Raw genomic sequence first — 22185 nt, 5'->3', positions numbered from 1 at the left:
CGAGCCGAAATAGACGAGTTTCGGCGCTGCGCGGTCTACACGTCAGCCATTGATGCGTTCGTTTCGATGGATGAATTCACCATTCGAAGTTGAGATCGCGGTCGTAACCTTCGATTTCGTACTCAATATAAGTCGATACAGTATTCTCTCGAAGATGGCGAAGCGCGGTCTCGACTGCACTTCGTCGAAAGTTGACTGCGAGGCCCTCATTGATCCAGGGGAAGTAGGGCAGGGATTTAAACCATGCTTCGATTTCGCCGATCTTCGCCAGTATCTCTTCGGCTTGATCAGAGGTGACCGCAGGTTGGCTCAGCATATATTGGTCCGTGAACTCACCGCGCTCGGTGACGATCGAGTGACAGCCTGGAGCCCATTCGATGTACATGCCGTCTGCGAGCCGTCCGCCTCCACCATGTAGCAAGGTGTTCCTGTAAGTCCTTGCCAGATTCGAGAGATTGGTGAGCGCTTTTTGATCGTGAGGCGACGTCCGACCTGCCATAGCCGCGGCGAACTGCTTTCGCCATTCCATCGTCAGCAGTTCATCCACGGAGAAGTCGTTCTCCATCGCCCTCGGGGAGAATCCGGTCAGGAGGATGAGACGGTGCTGGATCAGTGAGAAGTACCCAGCCAGGAGCGCCGTGGCAAGGTAGGCGATCTCGTGGCGGCTGGCGACCTCGGACTGGACCCCCTGCAGGAGGTGGGTCAGGCCCTGTGCGAGTTCATCGGCGGGCGACCCGGTCGTGAGAGGTGTCGTGCTTGTAGGAGAAGTTTCTTCCGATGTCGTAACGTGCAGAGCTTCGTCGAGCCTGTCTCTGAAATAGGAGAACAACCCCTGGTATCGGTTGTGCTGGTTGACGATCTCCACGTTGTTGTTCTGTCGCTGTTCAGCGATCCGGGGTTCCACGATCCGTTCTTGTATATTCTTCACCGCTTTGCGGAGCTGCTTGGCGATTTCATCGCCGATTGAACGACCAAGTGTGTCCCCCTTGTCGGCAACATACACCTGTAGTGTTACGCCGAAATTGGTATGCCGCATGGTGCACGGTACTGATTTGAAGGTGAAGTCTGTTTCCCACAGAGTCTTCTCCATCTCCGGCGCATCTTGTGCTTCTTTGCTTAATAAGGCGAGGTGCAGGAGATCGCTCATGGTGGCAAAGGTGCTGTCCAAGTGAACTTCGACGACGGTAGAAGAAACCTCGTACCTTTCCGAGGGAGCTCCAAAATCTCGGAGCTCCCGGTTGGACAGGTAGTTGAGGGTCGCCAGGAGGTCGTCAGTGTGGTCGCTGTTCACGTCGGTCATCGGTCCTCGGCTTCTCCCCTGTCGTCGGCATATAGCGCTGTTGTCTGTCTGGCCGAAGACGTACGTCGGCCATCTCCGGCATCCGAGAGTAGCCCAGCCCGGATCTGTCAATTCGACACTGCGACCGTTGGAAAGCGCCGTGGCAGGGGGTGCGAAGGCCCGATAGAGATCCGATGCACAGTTTCCGGGCGTGTCGCGGACCTTGTCCCGACGTGGCGGGATCTGGCCGGTTGCCACAACAGACGGATTGAAGCCAAAGCCAGCGACGGGGTCGGCCTCTGGCAGCCCGTGGTGCACCCGGCTGCGACTTCATCTGCGCAACCATCCACCGTCGATACCGGCGCTGCTTAAAATACCGGCCGTGATCCGCGGGCCAGCGCCTGGATCAGGCGTCGGTTCGCGTCGTGCTGGACCGCATACGAGAGTCGTCGCCACGATGGCATCCACGCCGTCGTTCCCCGACTCGACCAATCCGGAGACGCGCTACTGGGAAGACCGGGCCCGGCCAGTCGTAGGGCATCGGCAGGGCGAGCCGGGATCGGCCCGACTGCAACGACTGCGCCAGCCATTTGGCGTGCGTCCCACTGGTGGGGGAACTGTGTCAACTGCGCGAGGGCGTCGGCAGCGGTCTCGATTCGGAACGCAGATAACGACATCGGTGGATCGCTGCCGATCAGTCCGAGTACGCGAACACTGCCCTTGCAAGTGCGGTCACATACTGTTCGGCCGGTCGAGGTCTCGTCCTCGCCAGGAAGTACTGCCACCATCGCCGGTCGCTCGGCGGCGTAGGGCATCCGGTGCAGTTTGAAATCTGCAAGTCTGCGCGGGTCCTGAGGTCGGTGATGGTTGCTGCCGCGCGATTCCAGAAACCCGCAGTGCGCGGGACGTTGCGGGTTTCTGGGCGGTCTTTGCGACTGTCGGTTAGCTGAGTTGCTGCCTGAGTAGTTGCCCGTATGGGTCGACGGTGATGCTCGCGCGGTGCTCTCGTTGCGCGGCGGCCACGATCAACCACCCGATGCCCCAGAAGCCGCAGGTCGCGAGGGTGAGGATCAGGTGGAGGACGTGATTGGGTTTCGAGCCGGTCACGATGATCGCCATGGTTTCGGTCTGCGACTCCACGCGGGCTCCACGGGCGACCTCGTGCGCGACTGCCATCGCCAATGTCTGTCGGCGATGATCGATCGACACCTCACGCAGGGGCGCGGTCGGCATGTATCCGGCTGTCGGCATCTGCCCGGTCGGCGGCGGGAACCCTGCTGCGGGCACGAGATTGCCGGGCTGCGGGACTCCGTCGGATGGGATAGCTGTTGTGGGCCACTCGGGGACACTGCCGGACTGTGGCTGATATGGGTCGGTCATCGTTCCTCATCTAGAAGGCGGCGTAGACGCTCATGCCGCGCGACCCTCACGTTAGCTGGCGGGAAACAGTCACGAGCAACTGATCGGATAATCGGATGATTTCGATGCCCGAAACCCGCAGGGATTCAGGCTTGCTGGCGCCACGTCGGGGGCGTTCACCAGTCGATTCCGCGGACGCGCTGTGGACGGTTCGAGGACGAACGCTGCGAGTCCGTGGAATACCTCCGCACTGATATGCCCGCCGATGTGGAAGCCAGGCCGCGGTGCCGGCCCCCACCTCAATGGGAGTAATCGGCGCCTGATGGACCGGTCTGCAGACCGCCGGTCTCGAATGGCCCTAGCGAGAAGCAGGTTCTGGCGTGATCGGCTGCTGCTGGAGGTCGACCAGTAGCCGACGCAACGGACCGATTCCGGCCTGGCCTGCACGATGGCGCTGCGACCAGGAAGATGTCGCAGGTGGGTATTGCGGACTATCTCGGGGAAACCTCGGGTCGCTCGGTCGGATTGGTCGTCAGCGCGCTCGAGGCGATCGGACATGACACTGCTGGCCTGGATCGTTTGGCGCTGGCGAGTTCGTTCGCGCAGGGAGAGTCACAGTGGGTGTGGGAGACGATCCTACGACTTGTGCAGGCAGGGGTTCCACACGCGGCGGTCGAGCGCGAGATACCGGTCAAGGCAATGCTCGGAAGCAGAATCGACCTGCGTGTGTACGAGACCGTCGTGGAGTTCAAGTCGGCGTTCACTCACTTCTTTCTCAACAATCGAGAACAGGCGTCGATCGACTGGTTCAGCAAGGACTGGGAAAAGCTCCGGGCAATGAACGGCCACGGGGTGTTCGTTCTGACGCTGGCGACGGCTGCCGGATTCACCCACCGACACCGAGCAATCACACGGGGAACATCCAACGATTGGCGCTCGGACCGGACACGGGGACTCGCGGCCTATACCGACTTTCTGACACGCCGATGCGGAGGGCCGGTAACACACGTCGAGGTTGGATGTGCCGTGGTTCCAGCGAGCCAGGATCGTGTCATGCTCGACGCGCTCGTGGCACCGATCGACTGACCTCGGCTGGTGTTCCGCGCCTGCACTACGTATGTATTTCCAGAGCGCGACACTGAATTGAGTCTGCGCCGTCGCCGGACATGCTGACTGCGCCGCAATGGAGTTCGCGTTCCGCGTCCCGCCGTGCGTTCACACCGGGCCTGACTGTGTCATCCAACGCCTCTGATGCTGATGCTGTTATCGCAGTTCGGCCATATCCCGGAGCCCTACGGCGTGGTCATCGAGTTCTGCGCTGGTTGCGGGCAGAGTGCCGTCGGGGCTGAAAGCCAGATCTGTTGCCGCAGCGGTTGTGACCGACGAGCGTTGGCCTGACCTGCTGACGGGTGCGGGCATCCCACAATCGCACCCTGCTGGCATCCGACCCCCGCGAGCCTTCGAGCACTACTCCTGGGAACCCACATCCGATGCGGTACGCGCGCAGACAAAGGGCAGGTACTCATCCGCTGCTGCTGCGCCTGGACCACGCCAAAGTCCATCGGAAGCTCCTATTCGGCTGATCGCCCTCGGGGCCGGATCTGGCATTCGAAGCCTCGATCGACTCCAGTCGCAGTCGCACGCGCAACAATCACGATCACTGGATCCGTCGGGTTTCGGACTTCGCTACCCGTGTCGCTGTCGGTGCTTCCGGACTGGCCTACGATTTCGGTCCGAACGGTTTGCCCGGATATCCTGGCGACCGGCCAGCTCGCCAGGGAGCCGAAAATCTCGCAGCTTCGGAACGAGACGTTATAAAAACGCTGTCGGGGTAGCATCGCCCGGCACGGAAAGTGGTTCCCTTGAACAGAATTAGCCCGTGCAACAAAGGGCGGAGTGGAATATGAGGGACGTTCGCGGCCCCGCCCTGGCGATAGGGCTCGTGATGGTGGTGGCAGGTATCGCAGTACCGGTGAAACCCGGCGGCTTTCCTGTTATCTCAGCACTCGGTGCGATATTACTAGTGGTTGTATTCGCAAGCCGTCCATCGACCGATACACCGCCGGCATCATCTCCCGGCGAGCGGCCGACCCTCGACACGCTCCTGCAACGCCACGACGGATCCTCAGTCCGCGAACGCCTCGATCCCGGGCCCACACCGATCGGGTTCACCGACACCGGAGAACCGGTTTTCCCGGTCGTCGGATACACAGCCCAAGGACAACCGGTGACCGCCGACAAGATCAGCGGCGCACCATCATCGACCAGTCACCTCGGAACCAACTCCCTCGCGGTCACCGCTGTCGTACTCGGGATCCTGCTGCCACCCCTGGCGATCCTGTTCGGACACGCCGCACTCCGCGAAATACGCACAACCGGACAACGCGGAGACGGGCTCGCGATCGCCGGATTGATCCTCGGATACCTCTCAATGATCCCGATCATGGGGATACTGCTGCTGATACTGCTCTGACCTCACCCGTTGACCTCGAGAGTTCGGGTCGATGAGGTCGTCGCGGCACCGGGTCGCCTCCGCGGTGAGCAGTCGCGCGCAGCGATGTCAGCGTTGCGGGGCATTGTGTGGGGTCCAACTCGTCCCGTCCCACCAGCGCAGAGTGCTGGGAACAGTGGGGTCGGGATACCAGCCTGGCGGTGCGGCCGGGGGTGTCGCGACCGCACAGTCCCCCGGGGGTAGGCCGGTGTCGTCGATGTCGGTGCCTGCCGGGTTTGCTGTATCCGCGGAACGCGGGGTGCGGTCGCTGCCGAGCGCTTCCGACAGGGCGGCACGTAGGCGTTCGAAGCGTTCGACCTGCTGTTTGGTCACCAGGACGGTGTTGGGGTCGGCCGCGGCCGCCACCGAGCCGTGGGCGGAGGGCTCTTCGTCGGCGACGACGAATCGCAGGTGGCCGTTGACCAGCATCGTGGGCTGCTTCCACTCCACGCGCACGAGGCGATCGAGCGGGATCGGTGTGGAATCGAATGAGTTGATCTTGGCTGCGAGCCTGGCGGTGATGCCGGTGCGTTGTATGTCGATCCACCATCCGTCGAAGGTGACGGTGCCGGTGTGGCCCTTGGCCGTGATCGGATGCTCGAGCACCAGTGGCTCGATCTGTCGAGGCTCGACCGGCGGCGGTGGCGGTGGGTGCACGTGGGGCGGCGGACGATCTGTGGGATTTGCGGGTTTGTTGGCTCGGCCGATGATTTCGGTGTCGTAGATGCCTGTGCCGGGCACCGATATCGTGCGTCGCACTTTGCCGTCGGGGCCGACACCGACCCGCAGCGGCCCTGCACCGACACTCGCGCCGAGACCTTTCTTCGACACGGTGAACCGCACCGGGCCGAACTTTTTCGATTTCCGGAACTGGACCATATTCCAGTATAAGAGTCAGCAAATTGATAGCTACTCAATGGTTCGGCGGATTTACCCGGCACTGTTCGCACAGACAAGCAGCCCACCAACCTGTTGCGCCGACCTCACGGTAGGACTACTGATCCGTCCCGGGTTCGCGACGTCCAGTGGCGCGGGCGCCCACAGCACCACCGCATCGCTGCCAGGGCCGATCAGAGAGCTGAAGAAGAACGGGTCCGCGCGGGTGATCGTCGGCGGTGATCGCGTGCGCGAACGGCTGCGACCGAGTCACCTCCCACCGTGGTCATCGAGGCGCGGCGAGTCCACCGACGAGTGACTTCGATATCGGCGCTGGTCGGATAGATTTTCCCTGCGTGAGCGAAGATCGCTGGAAGCAGCTGACCGACTGGCCGCTCACGGCGGCGGCGGTCGTCTTCCTGGGTGTCTACACCTGGATAGTCCTCGCCCAACCCGGCGGTACAGCGGCGCGGATCGGCGATGCCGTGCTGTGGGGCACGTGGCTGGCCTTCGCCCTCGATTACGCGGTCCGTTGGTATCTGGGCAGGCCGCGCTGGCGGTGGTTTGTCCGACATCTCTACGAATTCGCGATCGTCGCCCTTCCGATGCTGCGACCGCTGCGCGTTCTTCGACTCCTCACCATGGTCGGCGTTCTACAACGGTCGGTCGGTGGCGCGCTTCGTGGTCGGGTCATCGCCTACACCGCGGGATCGACACTGCTGCTGATCTTCGTCGCCTCACTGGCGATGCTCGACACCGAACGCCACGCCCCCGGAGCCAACATCACCACCTTTCCCGACGCTCTCTGGTGGTCGGTCACCACCGTCACCACGGTCGGGTACGGGGACTACACACCGGTCACCAACACCGGACGATTGGTCGCCCTCGGATTGATGCTCGGAGGTATCGCCTTACTCGGCGTGGTCACAGCGACATTGGCGTCGTGGATCATCCAACGGGTCGCAGAAGAAGACGAAGCCAGCCAATCCGCGACCCGCGCCCAGGTAACCGAACTCACCGCGCAAATCGCGGCGATGCGGACGGAATTCGGCGCGAGATACGACCCGAACACCGAACGAACTCAACCGCCGTAACCAGCGCATCGAGCAGAGTCAACCGACGTTCGGCCCCCGCACGGACACCGCCACTCCCGCCGCCGGCACGGCGCTGCGCTCCTGAACCGACCATCCTGAGAGACGGTCGGTCATGATGCGCTTGATGCCATTCAACCTGGACGGGTTCGAGGCCTTCGTGCCGATTGTCGATGTGGACACCGCCCCTGCCGCGGCCGGGGTCTATGTCGTAGTGCGCCGGGTGTCGTGTCCGCCGGTCTTCCTGCCGGTCAGTTCGGCAGGGCGATGGAAGGACAATGACCCGACACTGCCGATCACGGAACTCCAGCGGTCGTGGGTACCCGATGAACCGGTGCTCTACATCGGCAGCGCCGCGGCCGGCGGCACCGGGCAGCGGGGATTGGGCACCCGGCTCGATGAACTACGCCGATACGGGACCGGCCAGGCAGCCCCACACGAGGGTGGCCGGATGATCTGGCGATTGGCCGACAGAGCCCAACTGCTCGTGGGCTGGCGTCTGGTCGACGACCCCGTCGCTGTGAAGCAAGACATGCTCGATGAATTCTGCGCGATGCACGACACGTTGCCCTTCGCGAACCGCAAGAGGTGACCGGAACCGACTGGGTCCCCGGCCCCTTTTGCGGGCTATCGAGCCCCGTTACACGGTGGTCCCCACAGTCCGCGGTCTGCGGCTTGTGCCTGTTGTTGGGCGGCTTGGATCTGCGGGTAGATGGTGGCCGGATTGTCGTCGTAGATGTAGGCGCGTGCGGCACCTGCGCGTGCGGCTTCGATGCTGTAGTTCCAGCCGTCGCGGTCCACGACGGCCAGCAGGCGCCGGTATCGGTCGCGTTCGTCCTGGGTGGGGTCGGTACTTAGCGTGACCACCCGGCCCGCGAGTTCGGCGGTGGCGAATGCGGTGGCTTCGGGACCCCAACATTCGACAGCTTTGTCGGGGTGTTTGGTCTCGGGGGTGTCGATACCGAGGATGCGGACGGTGTCGTCACGACCGTCGGAGTACTCGACACCGATGGTGTCACCGTCGACGACCTTCACCACGGTCGCGGTCGTCGTATATGCCTGGGCTGACGGTGGGGTGAGAAACGCGACTGTGGTCGCCATCCCGAGGCCACAAGCGAATGAGATAGCCGTCTTTGACATCGAATACCTCCAGGTCGAGGGCATTCAACTCTAGTCGCCACCGTCCCGGACCGAAGCGTTCCAGTCCGAACTGATCGGTTTGATCGGGTCTGGACTCGGTTTGGTTCGACTCGGCGATGTGCCCAACTCATCCCCACGGTCTGGCTACGCGATGAGATCGACTTGTCGGGGGGAAGGGAACCCGGTCCCCGGCCCCAAACTTGATCGTTGGGGCCAACGCATTTCCGACACGGAGGCAGTGGTGATCGGCGCCAGGAAACCACGGGTCGCCGGTTCGGTCGAAACCGTCCGGGCCGCTGACACACCGAGTTGCTCGGTGGGGCCCCAGTCCGTGACAGCGCTTTCGGAATCTTCGGGCATGTCCTGACGAATTCCTGGCGCCGCAGGCTTCGAAGGGTCATCGGTCATCGCCCCCTTCAGTGACGTGACCGCACGGTGGCGTGCCGCATTCCTGCCACTGGCGGAATCGAACCACTGTCCAGCGAGTCAGAGGGTTTGATCACCAGCACGAAGCTGGCTGTGGCGTGGTAAATAGTCAGGCCGAGTGCGGGAGGCTACGTAACGCACGTACCGCCTCGTCGACGGTGATCAACTGCCTCTCCGGATGTTCGGACGCCTCGATCTGATGATCGACCCACTCCCGCAGCAGGCTGGACACATCGGTCCCGCGTTCTTTCGCGAGCTCGGCGAGCTTTTCTCTCTGCGTTAGCGAGAACCGAACTGTTGTCGGCACCAGCGCCACCGACGCCACCTCTGCGGCATCTGGTACTGGCAACTCGGACACGTCGGCTGCCTCACTGCTACGGACCAGCCGGCCAGCTAGGAAGTCGTCCATGAGACCGGCGTCGGCTGCCTGTCCGGTCAGTTCTTCGATGCGGCGTTCGGTGCTCATTGCTGTGCCTCCCATACGGTGTATTCGGCGTTCTCGTCCACCTCTAGGGGTCGAGCTGCGAAGATCAGCCAGTCCCAGTGATCTATCTGGATCACCACCAGGGCGACAGCGCGACCTTCGCTTGTGCGGCTGAAGACTTGAAGCACTCGCGCGTCGACTTTCGACTCGATCCGCAGCGGCCACCGCCGCGGGTAGGCGAGCGCTTGCAATGCCTCCGCTTTCGTGACGTCGTGCAGGAACTCGTCCTCGGCAACGTCGTCCCGAAAGTGATAACCCACCCATTGAGCATACAAGCGAATACGCAGGACGGGTAGTCACTAAGCGGTGGTCGCCGTCATACCCCAGATTCTGTGTCATCAGTTGTTCGTACGCGGTGATGACTCGGGCCGATTCTTCGCGGGCCAGCAACCATGGATCGTGTACCGCGTGCCAGGTCTCGTCACCGCGAGTACCGAACAGCACGAACTGCACTCACCGCACCGTCGAAAAACGGGATAGCTATATCTGGGAGCATACCCAGTAACACCAGTTCAGACGGTTATAGCGCGGATTGCTAACCGTACGCTGGAGGGGTGGTTTTGCCGCTACCCATGCTCGCGACCCCGGGGACGCCGCCGGTGGATAACGAGCGATGGGCGCGAGAAATGAAATGGGACGGTGCCCGGGCTTTGGCGGTCGTTCGCGGGGGTCGGTGCAGGATATTCAGCCGGAACCATCGAGAGTTGAGCGGCTCGTTCCCTGAGCTCGTTGTGACACTGTGTTGGTAGAGAGCGCTTTTGCTATGTGCGGAGTTGCCGCAAGTACGTGTGTCCCAACAGCTTTGGATCGCTAGGGCTCGTTGATCTTCCATACGACCGCGCTGGCCGCTATCGCTCGGCCAGGCCTCACTGCAAGGGACAACTCCGCGCCTGCCGATCCTCGCGACCGTTCGCGATCCTGTTCCGCGAGAGCAGCCATGCCGTGATGTGGAATCAAAACCGTCTGCGCCGACCAGGATGCAGTCCGGTCCGCCGCGACCTGTACGCGGCAATACAGGACGTCTTCGCCAGCGTTGCAGTAGCGCGATCCAACGGAAAGTTTCGACTTGCTCCTGACGTAACGTGAGGTCATAGCGTCGGCGGTACCCGCGCGAGGTGCGCCGGTGGAAGTGAGACGGAAGCGGATGGACGAGACGGGTATCGAGCAGGTGTGGAAGGTCGGCGAGCTCGCGACCAAGTCCGGGCTGACAGTGCGCACGCTGCATCACTATGACCACATCGGGTTGGTGTGCCCGGCCGGGCGCACCAGCTCCGGTCACCGGCTCTACTTCGAAGCCGATGTCCAGCGTCTGTATCAGGTTTTGGCTTTGCGCCAGTTGGGTCTTGGTCTGGACCAGATCGCGCAAGTGCTCACTGGCACAGTAGCTATGGCGCAAGTGCTGGCCGCACATCGCGATTATCTGGCTGCTCAGGTGGCCGCGACACAGGACCTGCACGCTCTGGTAGCGACGCTGGTGACGACGGCCGAGAACCGGCCCGAAGTCTCTGCGGATCACTTCCTGGCACTAATCAGGAGGACTGTCATGGTCGACGACACTGCCAAGCAATACTTCACCCGCGACAATGCCAAGGCATTCACTACCCTCTACTTTGCGCAGCTCGCGGCCCAACAGCGTGCACTGGAGCTCTGGTACGCCGAGGATGCGCGACTCACTGTCGGGGACGCTCCGTACGTGGGCACCACTGCGATCTTCGAACAGCTCCTCCGCCTGCCACAGGCTGGGTACAAGGTCAACGCGATCGATGTTCAGGCGGGCACCGATGTCTCTGTGCTTCTACGGGTGAACGGGAATCTCATGCGGGACGGAGTTCTCGAGGCTCGCCCGTTCGAGACGTCGTTCACGCTGAGCAGATCCTCGGCAGACGACGCATACACGATCGCCAGTCAGATCTTCCAAGTCGTCTAGATCGCGATCAGCCGCAAGACTTCGCGTCACGCGATGCCATGAGTTGGCTGGCCGTAGCGGAAGCGCGCGATATCAGGTCGCGCGCTTCTCTGCAGATGCGGACGTTCGTGGCCGCGCCCAGCGCCATGCGAGAGCGTATGCGAGGATCCTGAGCCGAGCGGCAGTTCGACAGTGCACCCGTCATACTGCCCACATGGGAGATCTTGTTATTCGCGCGGCGAGCCCTGGAGATCTATTGGCCGTGCTGAGGCTTCACGGCGGGCTGACATCGGATGGTGATTCACTCCGCGCCGCAACGGACCTTCAGCAGCGAACTTGGGCACGCATGATGCGTCGGTCGGATGATCTCACGGTCTACCTCGCCGAGGTTGATCATCAGCCCGTGGGGACCGCTACCCAACTCCTCATGCCTCATGTGACATACGGCTGTGCGCCAACCTCTTTCATCGAGGCTGTCGTAGTCGCTCACGAGTATCGGCGCCAGGGAATCGCTAGCGCGCTGATTCGCCGTCTGCTCGGCGATGCCGAAAGAGCAGGGGCCAACAAGGTCCAGCTCCTATCCCACAAGCGCCACGCCAACGATGGAGCGCACCGGCTCTACACATCGCTCGGGTTCGAGCCAGAAGCAGAAGGATTCCGGCTATATCTTCAGCAAGTTCCAGCGGCCGTTCAGGCTGCCAAGGCTGCCGCAGACCCGCGGTTGGTCAGCGGATCGCGGCCGTCTTCGCAGTGATATCGACCCCCGACCATCGGAACTACCGCGCATTGCAGCCCGAGTGATGAATGCTCAGCCGAGCTCTCTAGCCTGCCTTGCCGCCGGGGGTCGTGAACATCGAACCGGGTTACGGGGACACGCCGCTAGGGTGCGCGAACATCCGACGGTGCGAGAACAACCGACGCCGGAGTTCATGGACAGAGCCATGATGGCCGGTCATCGGTTCGGGAGATGGTTGTTGTGGGGACCAGTGCCGCCGTCGGTATTTACTTCAGCCAGGCGTAGTGCGCCATATTGTGCGTTGCTCGCGGCGACGGCATCGGCCCATCGCGTGACTGCGGTGATGTTCATCCCGGTCAGCCGGGAGATGATGGCAGCGGGTAGCTGCATCGCCAGCGAGGCCAGCGCGGTCGTGCGAGCAGGGCTCGGCGAGACCCCCAGTGCGCGGACTCGCTCGGCCAAGGCATCAGGTGTCATCGGGTGCCCGGGAATGGCGCCGGGGTAGAGCCACTGTAGGTCGCTGGTTTTCCCGAACAGCCTCACCGCCTGGCGATCTCGCGTCGCCGACTGCGCAAGGACCCCCACCTCCTCGGGCAGCAGCAACGGCTCGGCGCCGAGTTTGACGTGGACCAGATCACCACGGTGGGTGACATCGCTGAGCTTCAGTTCGGTGATGGCATGGCATCGGATGCCATAGAGCAGGATCAACGCGGCCGCGAGGCGGATGCGGGCGGGGACGGTCTCGGCGGTGAAGACCGTGTTGAGTTGACGCCAGTGCTCGTCCTCGCTGAGACCGACCACGACCAGATCGCTTCGCCGAGCGCGGGTTACCGTCAGCGGTTGGGCGTAGCCGTTGCGTCGGGCCCATGCCAGGAAGTGTTTGATTCGGTACCGCTCGGCGGGTCCGGCGGCCCGGAAGCGGTCGACCTCGCTTTGGCTCAGTGTGGCAAGGGATTCGCCGGTCTCGCGGGCCCAGGTGAGCAGGTCGATCACCAGTGTGAGTTCCCGGCGTCGGCTGGCAGCTTGGCCCAAGGTGGTCGGCCGGGGGCTGGTGCGCAGTGAACGCAGGTGGCGCCAGCGCGCAAATTGGACGAAGGCCTTGCTTTCGACGGGATCGGCGATGGTGACCGCGGCGTTTGCGATCCACTTTTCCAGCGCGGTCAGGCGTTCATCGCGGGGCGGCAGGACGGCGTGTTCGACGAGAAAGGCCCGGACCGCGAGGGTGCGATTCGGGCTGCCGAGGTGATCGAGGGCGGCGTGGTCGATATGTTGCATGCGCAGCAGTGCCCGCAGGATTTCGGTGGACTTCTTGCGATCGAAAGTGTTCAGCACCGAGGCTGGATCTGCGGCCATGCAGGCGTTGCGCAGCAAGCGAATTCGGTCGTCGTGGGTGTCATCGCCGAACAGGGCGGTGATCTTGTCCTGGGCGCGGCAGCGCTGGCACAGCGATCGGGTCAGGTGGGCATGTCTGGTGCACCGCTGGCAGTCACGGAACGAGACCGGGTTCTTGATCCAGCACGGCGCGCAGTAGTCGTTGCCATTCTTGCGCGCGTGCACGCGCCGGGGGCGCTGGCAATCGGCGCATTGGATGATCGCTTGTTCGGCGCAGGTAGGGCAGATGGCGTCCCCGTCGCGGGTGCGTCGGCTGACGATCCTGATGCGCTCGCAACGCATACACAGATCGATCGGTTTGGAGCAGGCCTCGCAGATCGCGCGGTCGGAGCCGGCGAAGCGGCAGTACCCGTGTCGCCCGCATCGGGTGCAGGTATCGGTCAGCTGTTTGCGTCTGCATAGATCGCAGAGGGCGCCCTCGGGTGCGCGGTAGGCGATACGGCGATGCTTGCCACACGCCAGGCAGATCGCCTGTTCGTCGGGCAATGCGGTGGCGCAGCTTTGGCACAGCCGTGTTCCATCCGGTTGGACCCGTTCGAGATGGGTGGTGGTCTGACCACAGCCGCCGCAGCGGGACGCATGGCCACGGCGATAGCACTTGCTGCAGCAACGCCGCCCGTCGAGCACATCAGTCAGCCGGTTCTCGGTGCCGCAATGTCCGCAACGACGGCCAGGCAGCGGAGCCCCGGCGGCGCGTAGAGCGTCATAGAGGATGCCGAACTGCACCGATCCCAGCGCTGGATCATCGAACCAGGACCGAGCGTAAGCCTCGAGTTCCAACGCCAGAGTCAGCCGCCCCCGCGCCGAACCGACGCGGGCACCGATGATCTTGTCGATGACCGTCGGCGCGAGCGTCGGCACCCACTTTCCGATGACCGCGGCGATTCGTGCATGCGCGGTCGGTAGCATCCGCCTCCAGCAGCTGCGGCAGTAGTTTTTGCCGGCGACAGCGGCCCGGAATGCCTGCTGCGATCCGCAGCACGAGCATCGGCATTTCATGCGCCGCTGCTGGGCCTTGCAGCCGTCGCAGCAGCGCATGTCACCGTCACGGTTGCGCAACCGCCGGGCTCTTCCGCAGCGGCTGACAGGCCGTCGGACTGTGGTCGCGCCGCGGCCGTGCAATTCGGTGATGATCCGTTCCAGGGCTTGGGGCATCGATGACGATCCGCAGGTCAACAGGTCTCGGTCGTGCTCTAGCGCAGCCAGCAACCGCAGCGCCGGTGGCCCTTTGATAATGATGGCGTCGACGACGCCGTGGATCTCCTCGACGGGCAGCGTCGTTTCGACCTCGGTGATCAGCGCAGTGATCGCCTCGATGGCGTGTTCACGCATCGGTGCGTGGCAGAATTTCTGCCCGGCGCGGCCGCAAACCCTTCTCGCGCAACACCTCCGCCGAGGAGTGCTCACCTGCCGACGCAGCGTCGGTGCCGGTCGCCGCGGCCCCCATCTGCACCCGGTCGATCAGATCGTCTGCGCTGCAGTCGAAGATGTCCATCAACGCGACCAGCACGTGCATGTTCAACCGCTCCGGCTTCTCCGCGACGAGACGATAGACCTGGCTGGGCGACAAATGGATGCCGCGTTCGGCCAGCATCGGTGCCAGCTTGGTGGTGCTGAACATTCCGCGCGCCGCCATGACCTCGCGCAGCTTCCACTCGTATCCGATTACTCGCATGGTGAGCCTCCTGGTGGCGCTCCCGCTGCCCGCATCCGGTCCAGCGCCTGGCGCATCATCTTGTTGGCGAAATCGCCGCTGACGGTCGTGTAGATCGCGGTCGTCGACTGATAAGCGTGTCCGACCTGCTGCTGCACGAAGCGTGGGTCAGCGCCGTCCTCGATCAAATGAGTGACATAGCTGTGCCGCAACGCATGTGGCGACAGAACCGGATCCAAGCTCAGCGCGTGGCGGTACTGCGCGAATCGCTCGGCGACTTCCCGGGTGCGCATTCGCCGTCCTCGTTCGGTCAGCCACAGCGCATTGGTGCCCTCGCTTCGCAGCAACGGCCGGACGTTGGCGATGTAGTCCTCCACCGCCGAAACAGCCCATCCCCACACAGTCACCACCGACCGGCGTTTCGGCGCGCCACCGCGAGATGCCTTGCCGTGGCGGACCTGAAGCATCCCGAACGACCCGAACTCCGGGGCATGGGCGTTGCGGTAGAAGTCGCAGGTATCGAGGTTGACAACCTCGACCGGCCGCAAACCCCACCCGTACATGACCTTGAACAATGTGGCATCGCGATAGGCAGGAAGCGCACCCTTGCGGCGAGCGCTCAGCCGGAGCTCGACCTCGTTGTCTGCGTGGTCGAGAAACCCCTGTAACTCCGGCCGCGTCAGAGCACGACGTCCTGGCCGGCCTTCATAGTCCTGCAAATGCGTGACGGTGTTCCACTCGTGGCACACCTGCACCGGATGGGTTCCGAAGCGCGCCTCGCATTCCTGCACCCACCCGTAGTGCTCAGAACAGATGTAGTCACAAAAGCCTCGCACCGCTTGCTGGTAGACGCGGATCGTGGACGGCTCTCGCCGCAGGACCCCCACCAGGTGCATCATCCATTCATCCAACGCCCCGGCGTTCCACTGCCATGGCCACTCGCCGGTGAAGCGCTGGAACTGCCGGACTGTACCGACGACCCGATCGACGGTGTTCTTGCGCAGATTGCGGCCGCCGATCTGCTGCATCGCCCAGCCGTCCAGTATCGCGTCGAACACGGCCTCCTCCTCGTTGAGGAAAGAGACGCCAGAGGCCAGGTACAGAGACGAATCACCGTGCGGAACACCTCTGCGCATTCCGTACCACCCGTCATCAGACGAACTATTCGGTCATTAGACGGGCGACATTAGCCGACCGGAACCCGTACCAGCACCCCAACCGCGAAACTGATGCTGACGACACGCCACACCGCCGCCCTGATCACGAAAGTTCCTGCATCAGACGCAATTCCGCCGAGAATCGAATCTGTCCGGACCTGATGGATTGCTGCTCGACGGGGAGATAGTGGCACCGGAGCCGGCAACCGGTGTCCCCCGATTCGGTCTTCTGCAACGCCGGTTGCACGCAAAAGCCACTGCCGCGTTGATCCGTTCGATCCCCAGCCAGTTCTACGCCTTCGACCTGCTCCACCTGGGCGCCGAGGATCTCATGCCCCTCCCCTACCTCGAGCGCCGCCGCGCACTGCTGAACCTGGAACTGTCCGGTGGCCGAGTGGTGACCCCGCCACACTGGCAAGTCGCGGCCTCGACGCTGCTCGAGGTCGCCCGACAGCACGAGGTCGAGGGAATCCTCAGCAAGCGAGTCGACGGCCCCTACGTCCAAGGACGGTCCAAACTCTGGATCAAGTCGCCGATCCGTCGCACTCTCGACGCTGTGGTCGCCGGGTCGCTCGGCCGCGACGCCGAAGGGGTATTCCGCTCCTTGATCCTTGCCGGGCATACCGAAGACGGTCGCCTGGCCTTCGTCGGCTGCGTCGGCAGCGGAGGAACCCGAGCCGTCAGACGCCTCACGCAGACCAAGCTCGAACGCTTGTTCCGCGACACCAGCCCTCTGGATATACCACCACCCGGCAATGTCAGCGCCCATGCTCACTGGGTCGAGCCACGCCTGGTCGCCGATGTCACCTACAGAGAATGGACCGGTAACGCACTGCGTCACAGCGCCTTTCGCGGGCTCCGTACAGATATCGACCCCGACGATGTCGGCCTCCCCGCAGGTAGTACCTGACAGCCGCATGAATGTCTTGCTCACGCGCACAGCCTTACGCCGCGGCAGGGAGGGGCTACGTGCGAGCAGCGCCACTCCTCGCGACGCAGACCTGTCCCTGCCCCGCCGACAATCCGTTCCTGCTCGCAATATATGCGCGGCGCTATCGCGCATATATTGCGAGTCGGTCCCTCAGGAGTGAGAGGTGCGCGGGCCCCTGACGAGGCGGATGGCATCGTCTCCAGACCCTGCACGTGTGGATTGAGTGCAGCCGATCAACTTACTTGAGTGCCGACGGCAAGCGAGCGAAATCCCGGTGAAGGCGCCACATGAGGCAGGCCCGGCAACAGCTTCACGCCAGAGTCGGTGACCTCGACGTTGGCTTGCGGGTACACGGCGACTACCTCTTTGAGGGCCTTCATGAAGTCGTTGCGGAACTGGTGTCGCCGCCGCCGATCCGTAATATCGGCGGTGGAACCGAACTGAACCATCAAGGAATCCCAGGGCACCGTCGTCGCTCTGCTGACGGTGAACATTCGATAGGTCAGCCAGGTGTAGACATCCAGACGCAGAGCGGATCCTCCGAGCGCTTTGATCGCGTTCAGATCAAGCGGCACCGGATGCCGGGTCACTTCGTCGAAGAATTCCGGGGACAGGCGGACCATCGAGGAGAACAGCGCTCCTTGACCGTTTTCTGGTTCTGCCCCGCACCACAGGTTGTACGCAGAGGCAACCGAAAGTTTCGCCCCGACCTTACGGTTCGCGTCACCTTTGTATTCGACGCTGATGTTGGCGTTGAACAGACGATGGCCTTGCTCGCGCATACGAGTGAGCGAGCCTGTCTTGCCGCCGGTCGCTGTGAGGCCCATCGCTGCCATGAACTCGGTCAACGATCCGAAGGTGATTTCCGGCGACTGTGTCCGCACGGCCTCGGTGGCGAGCAGTGTCATCATCAAGCGGGGCATGGTCCCGTACGGGAACCCAATCGACTCTTCCTCACCACGGTCGTTGATGGTCATACCAGGCGAGATGGTGAGCAGTAAGTCACCGTTGCGGCGTCCCCAGACTCGCTTGTCCTTGCCCGGGTTGCGATACGGCAGGGACGCTTGGGCTAGCAACCGCGGGCCGAAACCGACTTCTTGGTCGCCCTCCCATACCTCGGCGGCCGCGCGCACGATGTCCAGTGAGGTCCGGGGCGGTCGCGGCATGGGGTCCAGCATTCCACGCCGACCACAAATTGCCAGTTCTAACTACCGGCGTTTCGCTCACACAGTCTCGAGACAGATCCCCCGCTCACGCATATCTTGCGGACAACGCGCACGCCTCGAATAGCGTGTTCGCTTATCGAAGCTGGTCAACCCGCTGCAAAGGGAGTCGATGCGAGGTACGTCGCGCACCGCTTCGGGCGGCCATCCCTAGCTGAAGGAGCGGCGCACCCCTCTTGACGCGCACGCTGCCACCCCGAGGGCGTCATACCGACCAATGCCTGAAGCCGCCTTCGCGGGTGACGGTGGCGTCTTCCACCTTGGAGGTCTGTAGGCGGACGCATATCTGGCGGACACGCTCGTTCCGCGCGCATATCTCGCGGACACACGCCAACACCTACTGCGCATATCTAGCGGACTCGGCGTTGTGCCCCGCGCATATCTCGCGGACAGGCTCGCGCCCCAGTACGCATACTTCGCGGACACACACGAGAGGCTGCGCATATCTCGCGGACTGTGGATAAGTCACGTCCGTCAGATATGCGCAGTGAAGAGGCTCGACTGGCAGAGGTGACGGCAATCTCCCAGTTCAGAACAGGGATGTCCGCAAGATATGCGTGCACGAAGCAGCGGTTCTGCGCATATCTCACCGACTGTTGGAGGGAGAAGTTGTCCACGCATATCTTGCGGACGTTTTCCACAGGACCGTCGCGCACACAGCGCAGGACGGGCGGCGTGTGCGCATATCTTGCCGACCGGCCGAATCGCATTTCCCCAGGACAGCACGCATATCTAGCGGACACACCACGCATAACTCGCGGACGCAGACTCTGTATTTGTCCAGGTGACACGCCAAAAATCGGCTCCTCCTGTAGTTCTTTCCCTAGAAGAGAAATCCTGTAGTAGGCTCGCGCTGGCTGTGGATACGGACCCCCCTGGCCAAACCCCGAGAGCGATGCCTGATCAAGGACGTTCTGTCGACAGCGCCTTCATCAGCGTCGGAATCCTGCCCCTATGGCAAAGTCTGACCTCCGCGCCTTGCTTTGCGGGTTGGCGTGCCGCGGACACCACAGGCTCCGCCTGAAGCTCCTTGTGAAACTCGCGGTGAGCCTGCCTGTCGAAGCGACTATGTCTGCGGCCATCGCCGTCACGTGCCTATTCAGCGTTGATGGCTGCAGCCGCCCTGGCCTCAAGACACGCATGGGGGACGGGATCCTGACCGCGACATGCGGCAAAGTGCCGGTTCCACGCGAGCGCCTCTTGCGCAGCCGTACGCCCCAAGACCACGAAGCTGTTCGACTGTCCTCGGCCGCGCAGTTTGACGCTGTCAGTGGAGCTGACCGCCAGCGTGTCACAGGGCCAAATCCTGCAGTGCCAGAAGTAGATCCCGCCGTGAGCCGTTCATCCTTGACGGTCGTTCCTTCAGAAGTCGCTGTCCGCGCATTTGATGCCGACCCGAACGCTCTCTCAGGTCGCGACTGTTGCGAACATGCAGATCAGCGACCACCGTCGGCATCGAATGCAGCCAGGAGCGGTTCCAGTCCATCGCCCCTGCTTCGCGCACTGACAACACCACCGGTGGCCATACGAACGACAGTTGATCATCCGGTCGCGTTGATACCGACCCTGGTCGGTCAAATATGCGCAGCGACAGCCTATTCACCTGCCCCACCCGCCTGTGAAGCTGTCGAGTGGAACCACCGTGTGTGCTCGATCGTCCAGATCGTCATGACCTCGGGTTGCGAGACGGCGACTGAGTAGGGAATCCGCGCACCATCACCGGTCAGCTCAGCTCTCGCCCTGAGCTGGTGGTGGCGGGACTCCGGTCACACGTCCAGCGAGTGCGCATTAGAAACCGACCGCGGACCCGCCGTCCGATGATCGAACGTGGCCCCACCAGCGGGGGTGCGGACTGGTCGGCTTCTTATGCGCGCGATGTGACCGCGCGGGAACAGGGTGAATGAACCTGCTCTACGCATAAGAAGCCGACCGCGCAGGTCAGGACACTCATTCGGGCACGCTGATCACGCCGCCTCCGAGCAAATCACCGCAGTCGAGGGTCCGCAGTCGCAGTCGACATACGCATTTCTTGCCGACCTGAGGTGTCGAGTGCTGTTCGCACCTTCCGCTGCCATCACGAAACTGCCGCACTACGAGCCCCCTCCCACTCGCGAACGGGCACCGTCGTCGCAAGGACTGCGCACTAGCCTGAATCAGCGGCACGACCTAGCCTCATGGGCCGAGCGCCGCTGACACGAGGCGCGACACTCCAGATCTGCGCATTTCTTGCCGACCCTTCAGATATCCAGCTAGTCGGCTGTCAGGTGCGGCGTATTTCTTGCCGACCTGTTCATAAATGTGTGGACAACCCTGTGGATATGTATTTTGCCCACACATTAGAAGCCGACTCGTTTTCTGGGACTTTGGTGCTCGTCCACACATTTGTTACCGACCATACCCACATTTGTCGCCGACCTCGTTGCTCTGTTTTGCCTGGTCAAAGCATGTAAATTTCGCCCTACAAGTAGTGTCTTTCCTGTAGAGAAAATCATCTAGTAGCAGTAGGGCCCGCCCACCTGTGGAGCATCGCTGGACCTGGACATCCATCGCGGCAGAACCTTTCCTCTGCCTGCTGGGCGCGGCCGGCCGAGAGCCAGTCGGCGTCGTGCTGGCGGTTCGCGCCGTCCGCGCTCGGGCTCCGAAGCCCGCCTGACTCGGTTGGTCGGCTTGTAATGCGTGGATTCTGCCGAAATGCGCCGTCATAGGATCTCGAATTTCCTTTTCTCCACGACAGTGCGCATTTCTTGCCGACCTGCTCGATCGATCCGCGTTGGTCATGCACGTCCGCTTAGATAAAATAAGTCGGCTTCTAATGCGCACAAATGGCGACACGCCGCCCGTGCCCGCGCACATCCGGGGCAGACATGCAATGCTGGCGGTCATGGCGCGGCCGAAACGTGATGACGCAGAACTCGCAGCCTGCGCTTCTGAGATCCAGGCTCTTCGTGAGCAGGAACTGCAAGAAGTCGGCTACCTGGGCCGACTGTTCACGCAGTTCAGCCTGCCCTACAAAGATCCCGGCCTGGACAAAACCGTCTGGGGCCGCCAGAGCGGCGCATACCGGATCTCCGTACAACCCGGCATGGTCCTGGAGGACGGCGCCCCCCAATCCTACGGATTCCCCTTCGGCGGCATCCCCCGGCTGATCCTGGCACACCTGTCCACCGAGGCAGTCCTCACCGGAGAACCCGTCATCGAGCTCGGCCACTCCCAGAGCGAGTTCATGCGCACAGTCGGTCTCGGCCGCGCCACCGGCGGAAAAACAGGCACAATCGGTCGCTTCCAGAACCAGACCGAGCGACTGCTGCGCTGCAGCATCATCATCGACTACCGAGACAGCAACGCCAATCAGCGCTCGAAGGCCATCAAACTCAGCGTCGCCACCAGCTGGGACCTGTGGTGGACAGGCCAGTCGCCACGCCCCAGACGCCAAGGTGACCTTCAACCCTCCCTGATGCCCAGCACCATCCACCTGTCCAGCGAGTTCTTCAAAGAAGTCATCGCCCACCCGGTGCCAGTGGACATGAAGGTGCTCAACGCCTTGCAATCCTCGCCGATGGCAATGGATATCTACATTTGGGTGACCTATCGGGTGTTCAAACTCGAAGAACCCGTACGTATCTCGTGGCCGCTGCTCATGCTGCAATTCGGCACCGCCCTCGCCGACACCAAACAAGGCCGCTTCCAATTTCGCCGCGACTTCAAAAAACACCTCGAAGCAGTCAAGAGTTTCTATCCGGACCTCAAGTTCATCGTCGACGACCAAGCAGGACTGACTCTCTACCCCAGCCCAACTCACGTCCTCAAGAGACCCTCACGACGCCTGCACGCCATCTAGCGCTGCGCATATACGGGGGCCAAGCCGTTCGCCGGAACAAGTCCAACCATTCCGCCCGGACCGCATAACGCGGCCCGCGCGCTGCACGCCAGCGAGGCGAGCAGGGTGTGTGACCGGAACGCAGCCACGAAGCACGGTCATATCGTCACAGTGATAGGCGCGAACGTCGGACAGACGCCGACCGTGACGATGCCAGGCGTCC

19 protein-coding genes are annotated in these 22185 nt (G+C 62.7%); 9 read left to right on the top strand and 10 right to left on the bottom strand.

Features of this window, described 5'->3' with window-relative positions; translation table 11 throughout:
• Positions 1 to 76 precede the first annotated feature (76 nt).
• Positions 77 to 1300 carry a hypothetical protein gene (locus tag OG225_RS41455; RefSeq protein WP_331758710.1) on the bottom strand — a complete coding sequence of 408 codons (1224 nt, stop codon included), beginning with the start codon at positions 1298 to 1300 and terminating at the stop codon, positions 77 to 79.
• A gap of 921 nt (positions 1301 to 2221) precedes the next feature.
• Positions 2222 to 2659: a hypothetical protein gene (locus OG225_RS41450; protein WP_331758706.1), complete on the bottom strand. Its 438-nt coding sequence runs from the start codon at positions 2657 to 2659 to the stop codon at positions 2222 to 2224.
• 456 nt (positions 2660 to 3115) lie between these two features.
• On the opposite strand from OG225_RS41450, the gene OG225_RS41445 reads away from it, so the two are divergent.
• Positions 3116 to 3724: a hypothetical protein gene (locus OG225_RS41445; protein WP_405183668.1), complete on the top strand. Its 609-nt coding sequence runs from the start codon at positions 3116 to 3118 to the stop codon at positions 3722 to 3724.
• Positions 3725 to 4865: 1141 nt separating this feature from the next.
• Complete coding sequence (locus OG225_RS41440) at positions 4866 to 5111, top strand: DUF4190 domain-containing protein (protein WP_405183667.1); 246 nt, start codon at positions 4866 to 4868, stop codon at positions 5109 to 5111.
• 87 nt (positions 5112 to 5198) lie between these two features.
• On the opposite strand, the gene OG225_RS41435 is transcribed toward OG225_RS41440, so the two are convergent.
• Positions 5199 to 6008, bottom strand: coding sequence for a DUF4236 domain-containing protein (locus OG225_RS41435; RefSeq protein WP_331758702.1), 810 nt, complete (start codon positions 6006 to 6008; stop codon positions 5199 to 5201).
• 353 nt (positions 6009 to 6361) lie between these two features.
• Here OG225_RS41435 and OG225_RS41430 point away from each other — a divergent pair, with 353 nt between their 5' ends.
• Positions 6362 to 7099, top strand: coding sequence for a potassium channel family protein (locus OG225_RS41430; RefSeq protein WP_331758700.1), 738 nt, complete (start codon positions 6362 to 6364; stop codon positions 7097 to 7099).
• 124 nt (positions 7100 to 7223) lie between these two features.
• Positions 7224 to 7688, top strand: coding sequence for a hypothetical protein (locus tag OG225_RS41425; protein ID WP_331758698.1), 465 nt, complete (start codon positions 7224 to 7226; stop codon positions 7686 to 7688).
• Positions 7689 to 7723: 35 nt separating this feature from the next.
• On the opposite strand, the gene OG225_RS41420 is transcribed toward OG225_RS41425, so the two are convergent.
• The 3 genes from OG225_RS41420 to OG225_RS41410 form a co-directional block, all read right to left on the bottom strand.
• Positions 7724 to 8197, bottom strand: a complete 474-nt coding sequence (locus tag OG225_RS41420; RefSeq protein WP_331758696.1) for a thermonuclease family protein — start codon at positions 8195 to 8197, stop codon at positions 7724 to 7726.
• Positions 8198 to 8771: 574 nt separating this feature from the next.
• Positions 8772 to 9128: a regulator gene (locus tag OG225_RS41415; RefSeq protein WP_405183666.1), complete on the bottom strand. Its 357-nt coding sequence runs from the start codon at positions 9126 to 9128 to the stop codon at positions 8772 to 8774.
• Entirely contained in the window at positions 9125 to 9406 is a 282-nt protein-coding gene (locus OG225_RS41410; protein ID WP_331758692.1) for a hypothetical protein, read from the bottom strand. The genes OG225_RS41415 and OG225_RS41410 overlap by 4 nt, the downstream gene beginning before the upstream one ends.
• Positions 9407 to 9718: 312 nt before the next feature.
• On the opposite strand from OG225_RS41410, the gene OG225_RS41405 reads away from it, so the two are divergent.
• The 3 genes from OG225_RS41405 (at position 9719) to OG225_RS41395 (ending at position 11806) form a co-directional block, all read left to right on the top strand.
• The gene (locus OG225_RS41405; RefSeq protein ID WP_331758691.1) at positions 9719 to 9895 is read left to right on the top strand and encodes a hypothetical protein; all 177 of its coding nucleotides are present in this window, start codon (positions 9719 to 9721) and stop codon (positions 9893 to 9895) included.
• A gap of 395 nt (positions 9896 to 10290) precedes the next feature.
• Positions 10291 to 11073: a MerR family transcriptional regulator gene (locus OG225_RS41400; RefSeq protein WP_331758690.1), complete on the top strand. Its 783-nt coding sequence runs from the start codon at positions 10291 to 10293 to the stop codon at positions 11071 to 11073.
• Between the two features lie 193 nt (positions 11074 to 11266).
• Positions 11267 to 11806 carry a GNAT family N-acetyltransferase gene (locus tag OG225_RS41395; RefSeq protein ID WP_331758688.1) on the top strand — a complete coding sequence of 180 codons (540 nt, stop codon included), beginning with the start codon at positions 11267 to 11269 and terminating at the stop codon, positions 11804 to 11806.
• Positions 11807 to 12004: 198 nt separating this feature from the next.
• Here the strand turns inward: OG225_RS41395 and OG225_RS41390 are convergent, their stop codons facing one another.
• Genes OG225_RS41390 through OG225_RS41380 form a run of 3 tightly spaced genes read right to left on the bottom strand, consistent with a single transcriptional unit; the run spans position 12005 to position 15970 of the window.
• Positions 12005 to 14512: a hypothetical protein gene (locus OG225_RS41390; protein WP_331758686.1), complete on the bottom strand. Its 2508-nt coding sequence runs from the start codon at positions 14510 to 14512 to the stop codon at positions 12005 to 12007.
• Entirely contained in the window at positions 14505 to 14855 is a 351-nt protein-coding gene (locus OG225_RS41385) for a helix-turn-helix transcriptional regulator (RefSeq protein WP_331758684.1), read from the bottom strand. The genes OG225_RS41390 and OG225_RS41385 overlap by 8 nt, the downstream gene beginning before the upstream one ends.
• The gene (locus tag OG225_RS41380) at positions 14846 to 15970 is read right to left on the bottom strand and encodes a tyrosine-type recombinase/integrase (protein WP_331758682.1); all 1125 of its coding nucleotides are present in this window, start codon (positions 15968 to 15970) and stop codon (positions 14846 to 14848) included. The genes OG225_RS41385 and OG225_RS41380 overlap by 10 nt, the downstream gene beginning before the upstream one ends.
• A 136-nt stretch (positions 15971 to 16106) precedes the next feature.
• On the opposite strand from OG225_RS41380, the gene OG225_RS41375 reads away from it, so the two are divergent.
• Entirely contained in the window at positions 16107 to 16901 is a 795-nt protein-coding gene (locus OG225_RS41375) for an ATP-dependent DNA ligase (RefSeq protein WP_331758812.1), read from the top strand.
• Between the two features lie 254 nt (positions 16902 to 17155).
• On the opposite strand, the gene OG225_RS41370 is transcribed toward OG225_RS41375, so the two are convergent.
• Positions 17156 to 18100 (bottom strand): replication protein RepA, encoded by a 945-nt coding sequence (locus tag OG225_RS41370; RefSeq protein ID WP_331758680.1) that lies wholly within the window; start codon positions 18098 to 18100, stop codon positions 17156 to 17158.
• A 2914-nt stretch (positions 18101 to 21014) separates the two neighbouring features.
• On the opposite strand from OG225_RS41370, the gene OG225_RS41365 reads away from it, so the two are divergent.
• Positions 21015 to 21983: a replication protein RepA gene (locus OG225_RS41365; protein ID WP_331758678.1), complete on the top strand. Its 969-nt coding sequence runs from the start codon at positions 21015 to 21017 to the stop codon at positions 21981 to 21983.
• Positions 21984 to 22185: the final 202 nt, after the last annotated feature.

The organism is Nocardia sp. NBC_01377 (genome assembly GCF_045040005.1).
Taxonomy (GTDB): Bacteria; Actinomycetota; Actinomycetes; order Mycobacteriales; family Mycobacteriaceae; genus Nocardia; species Nocardia noduli.
This window is presented reverse-complemented; position numbering and strand designations above follow the sequence as displayed.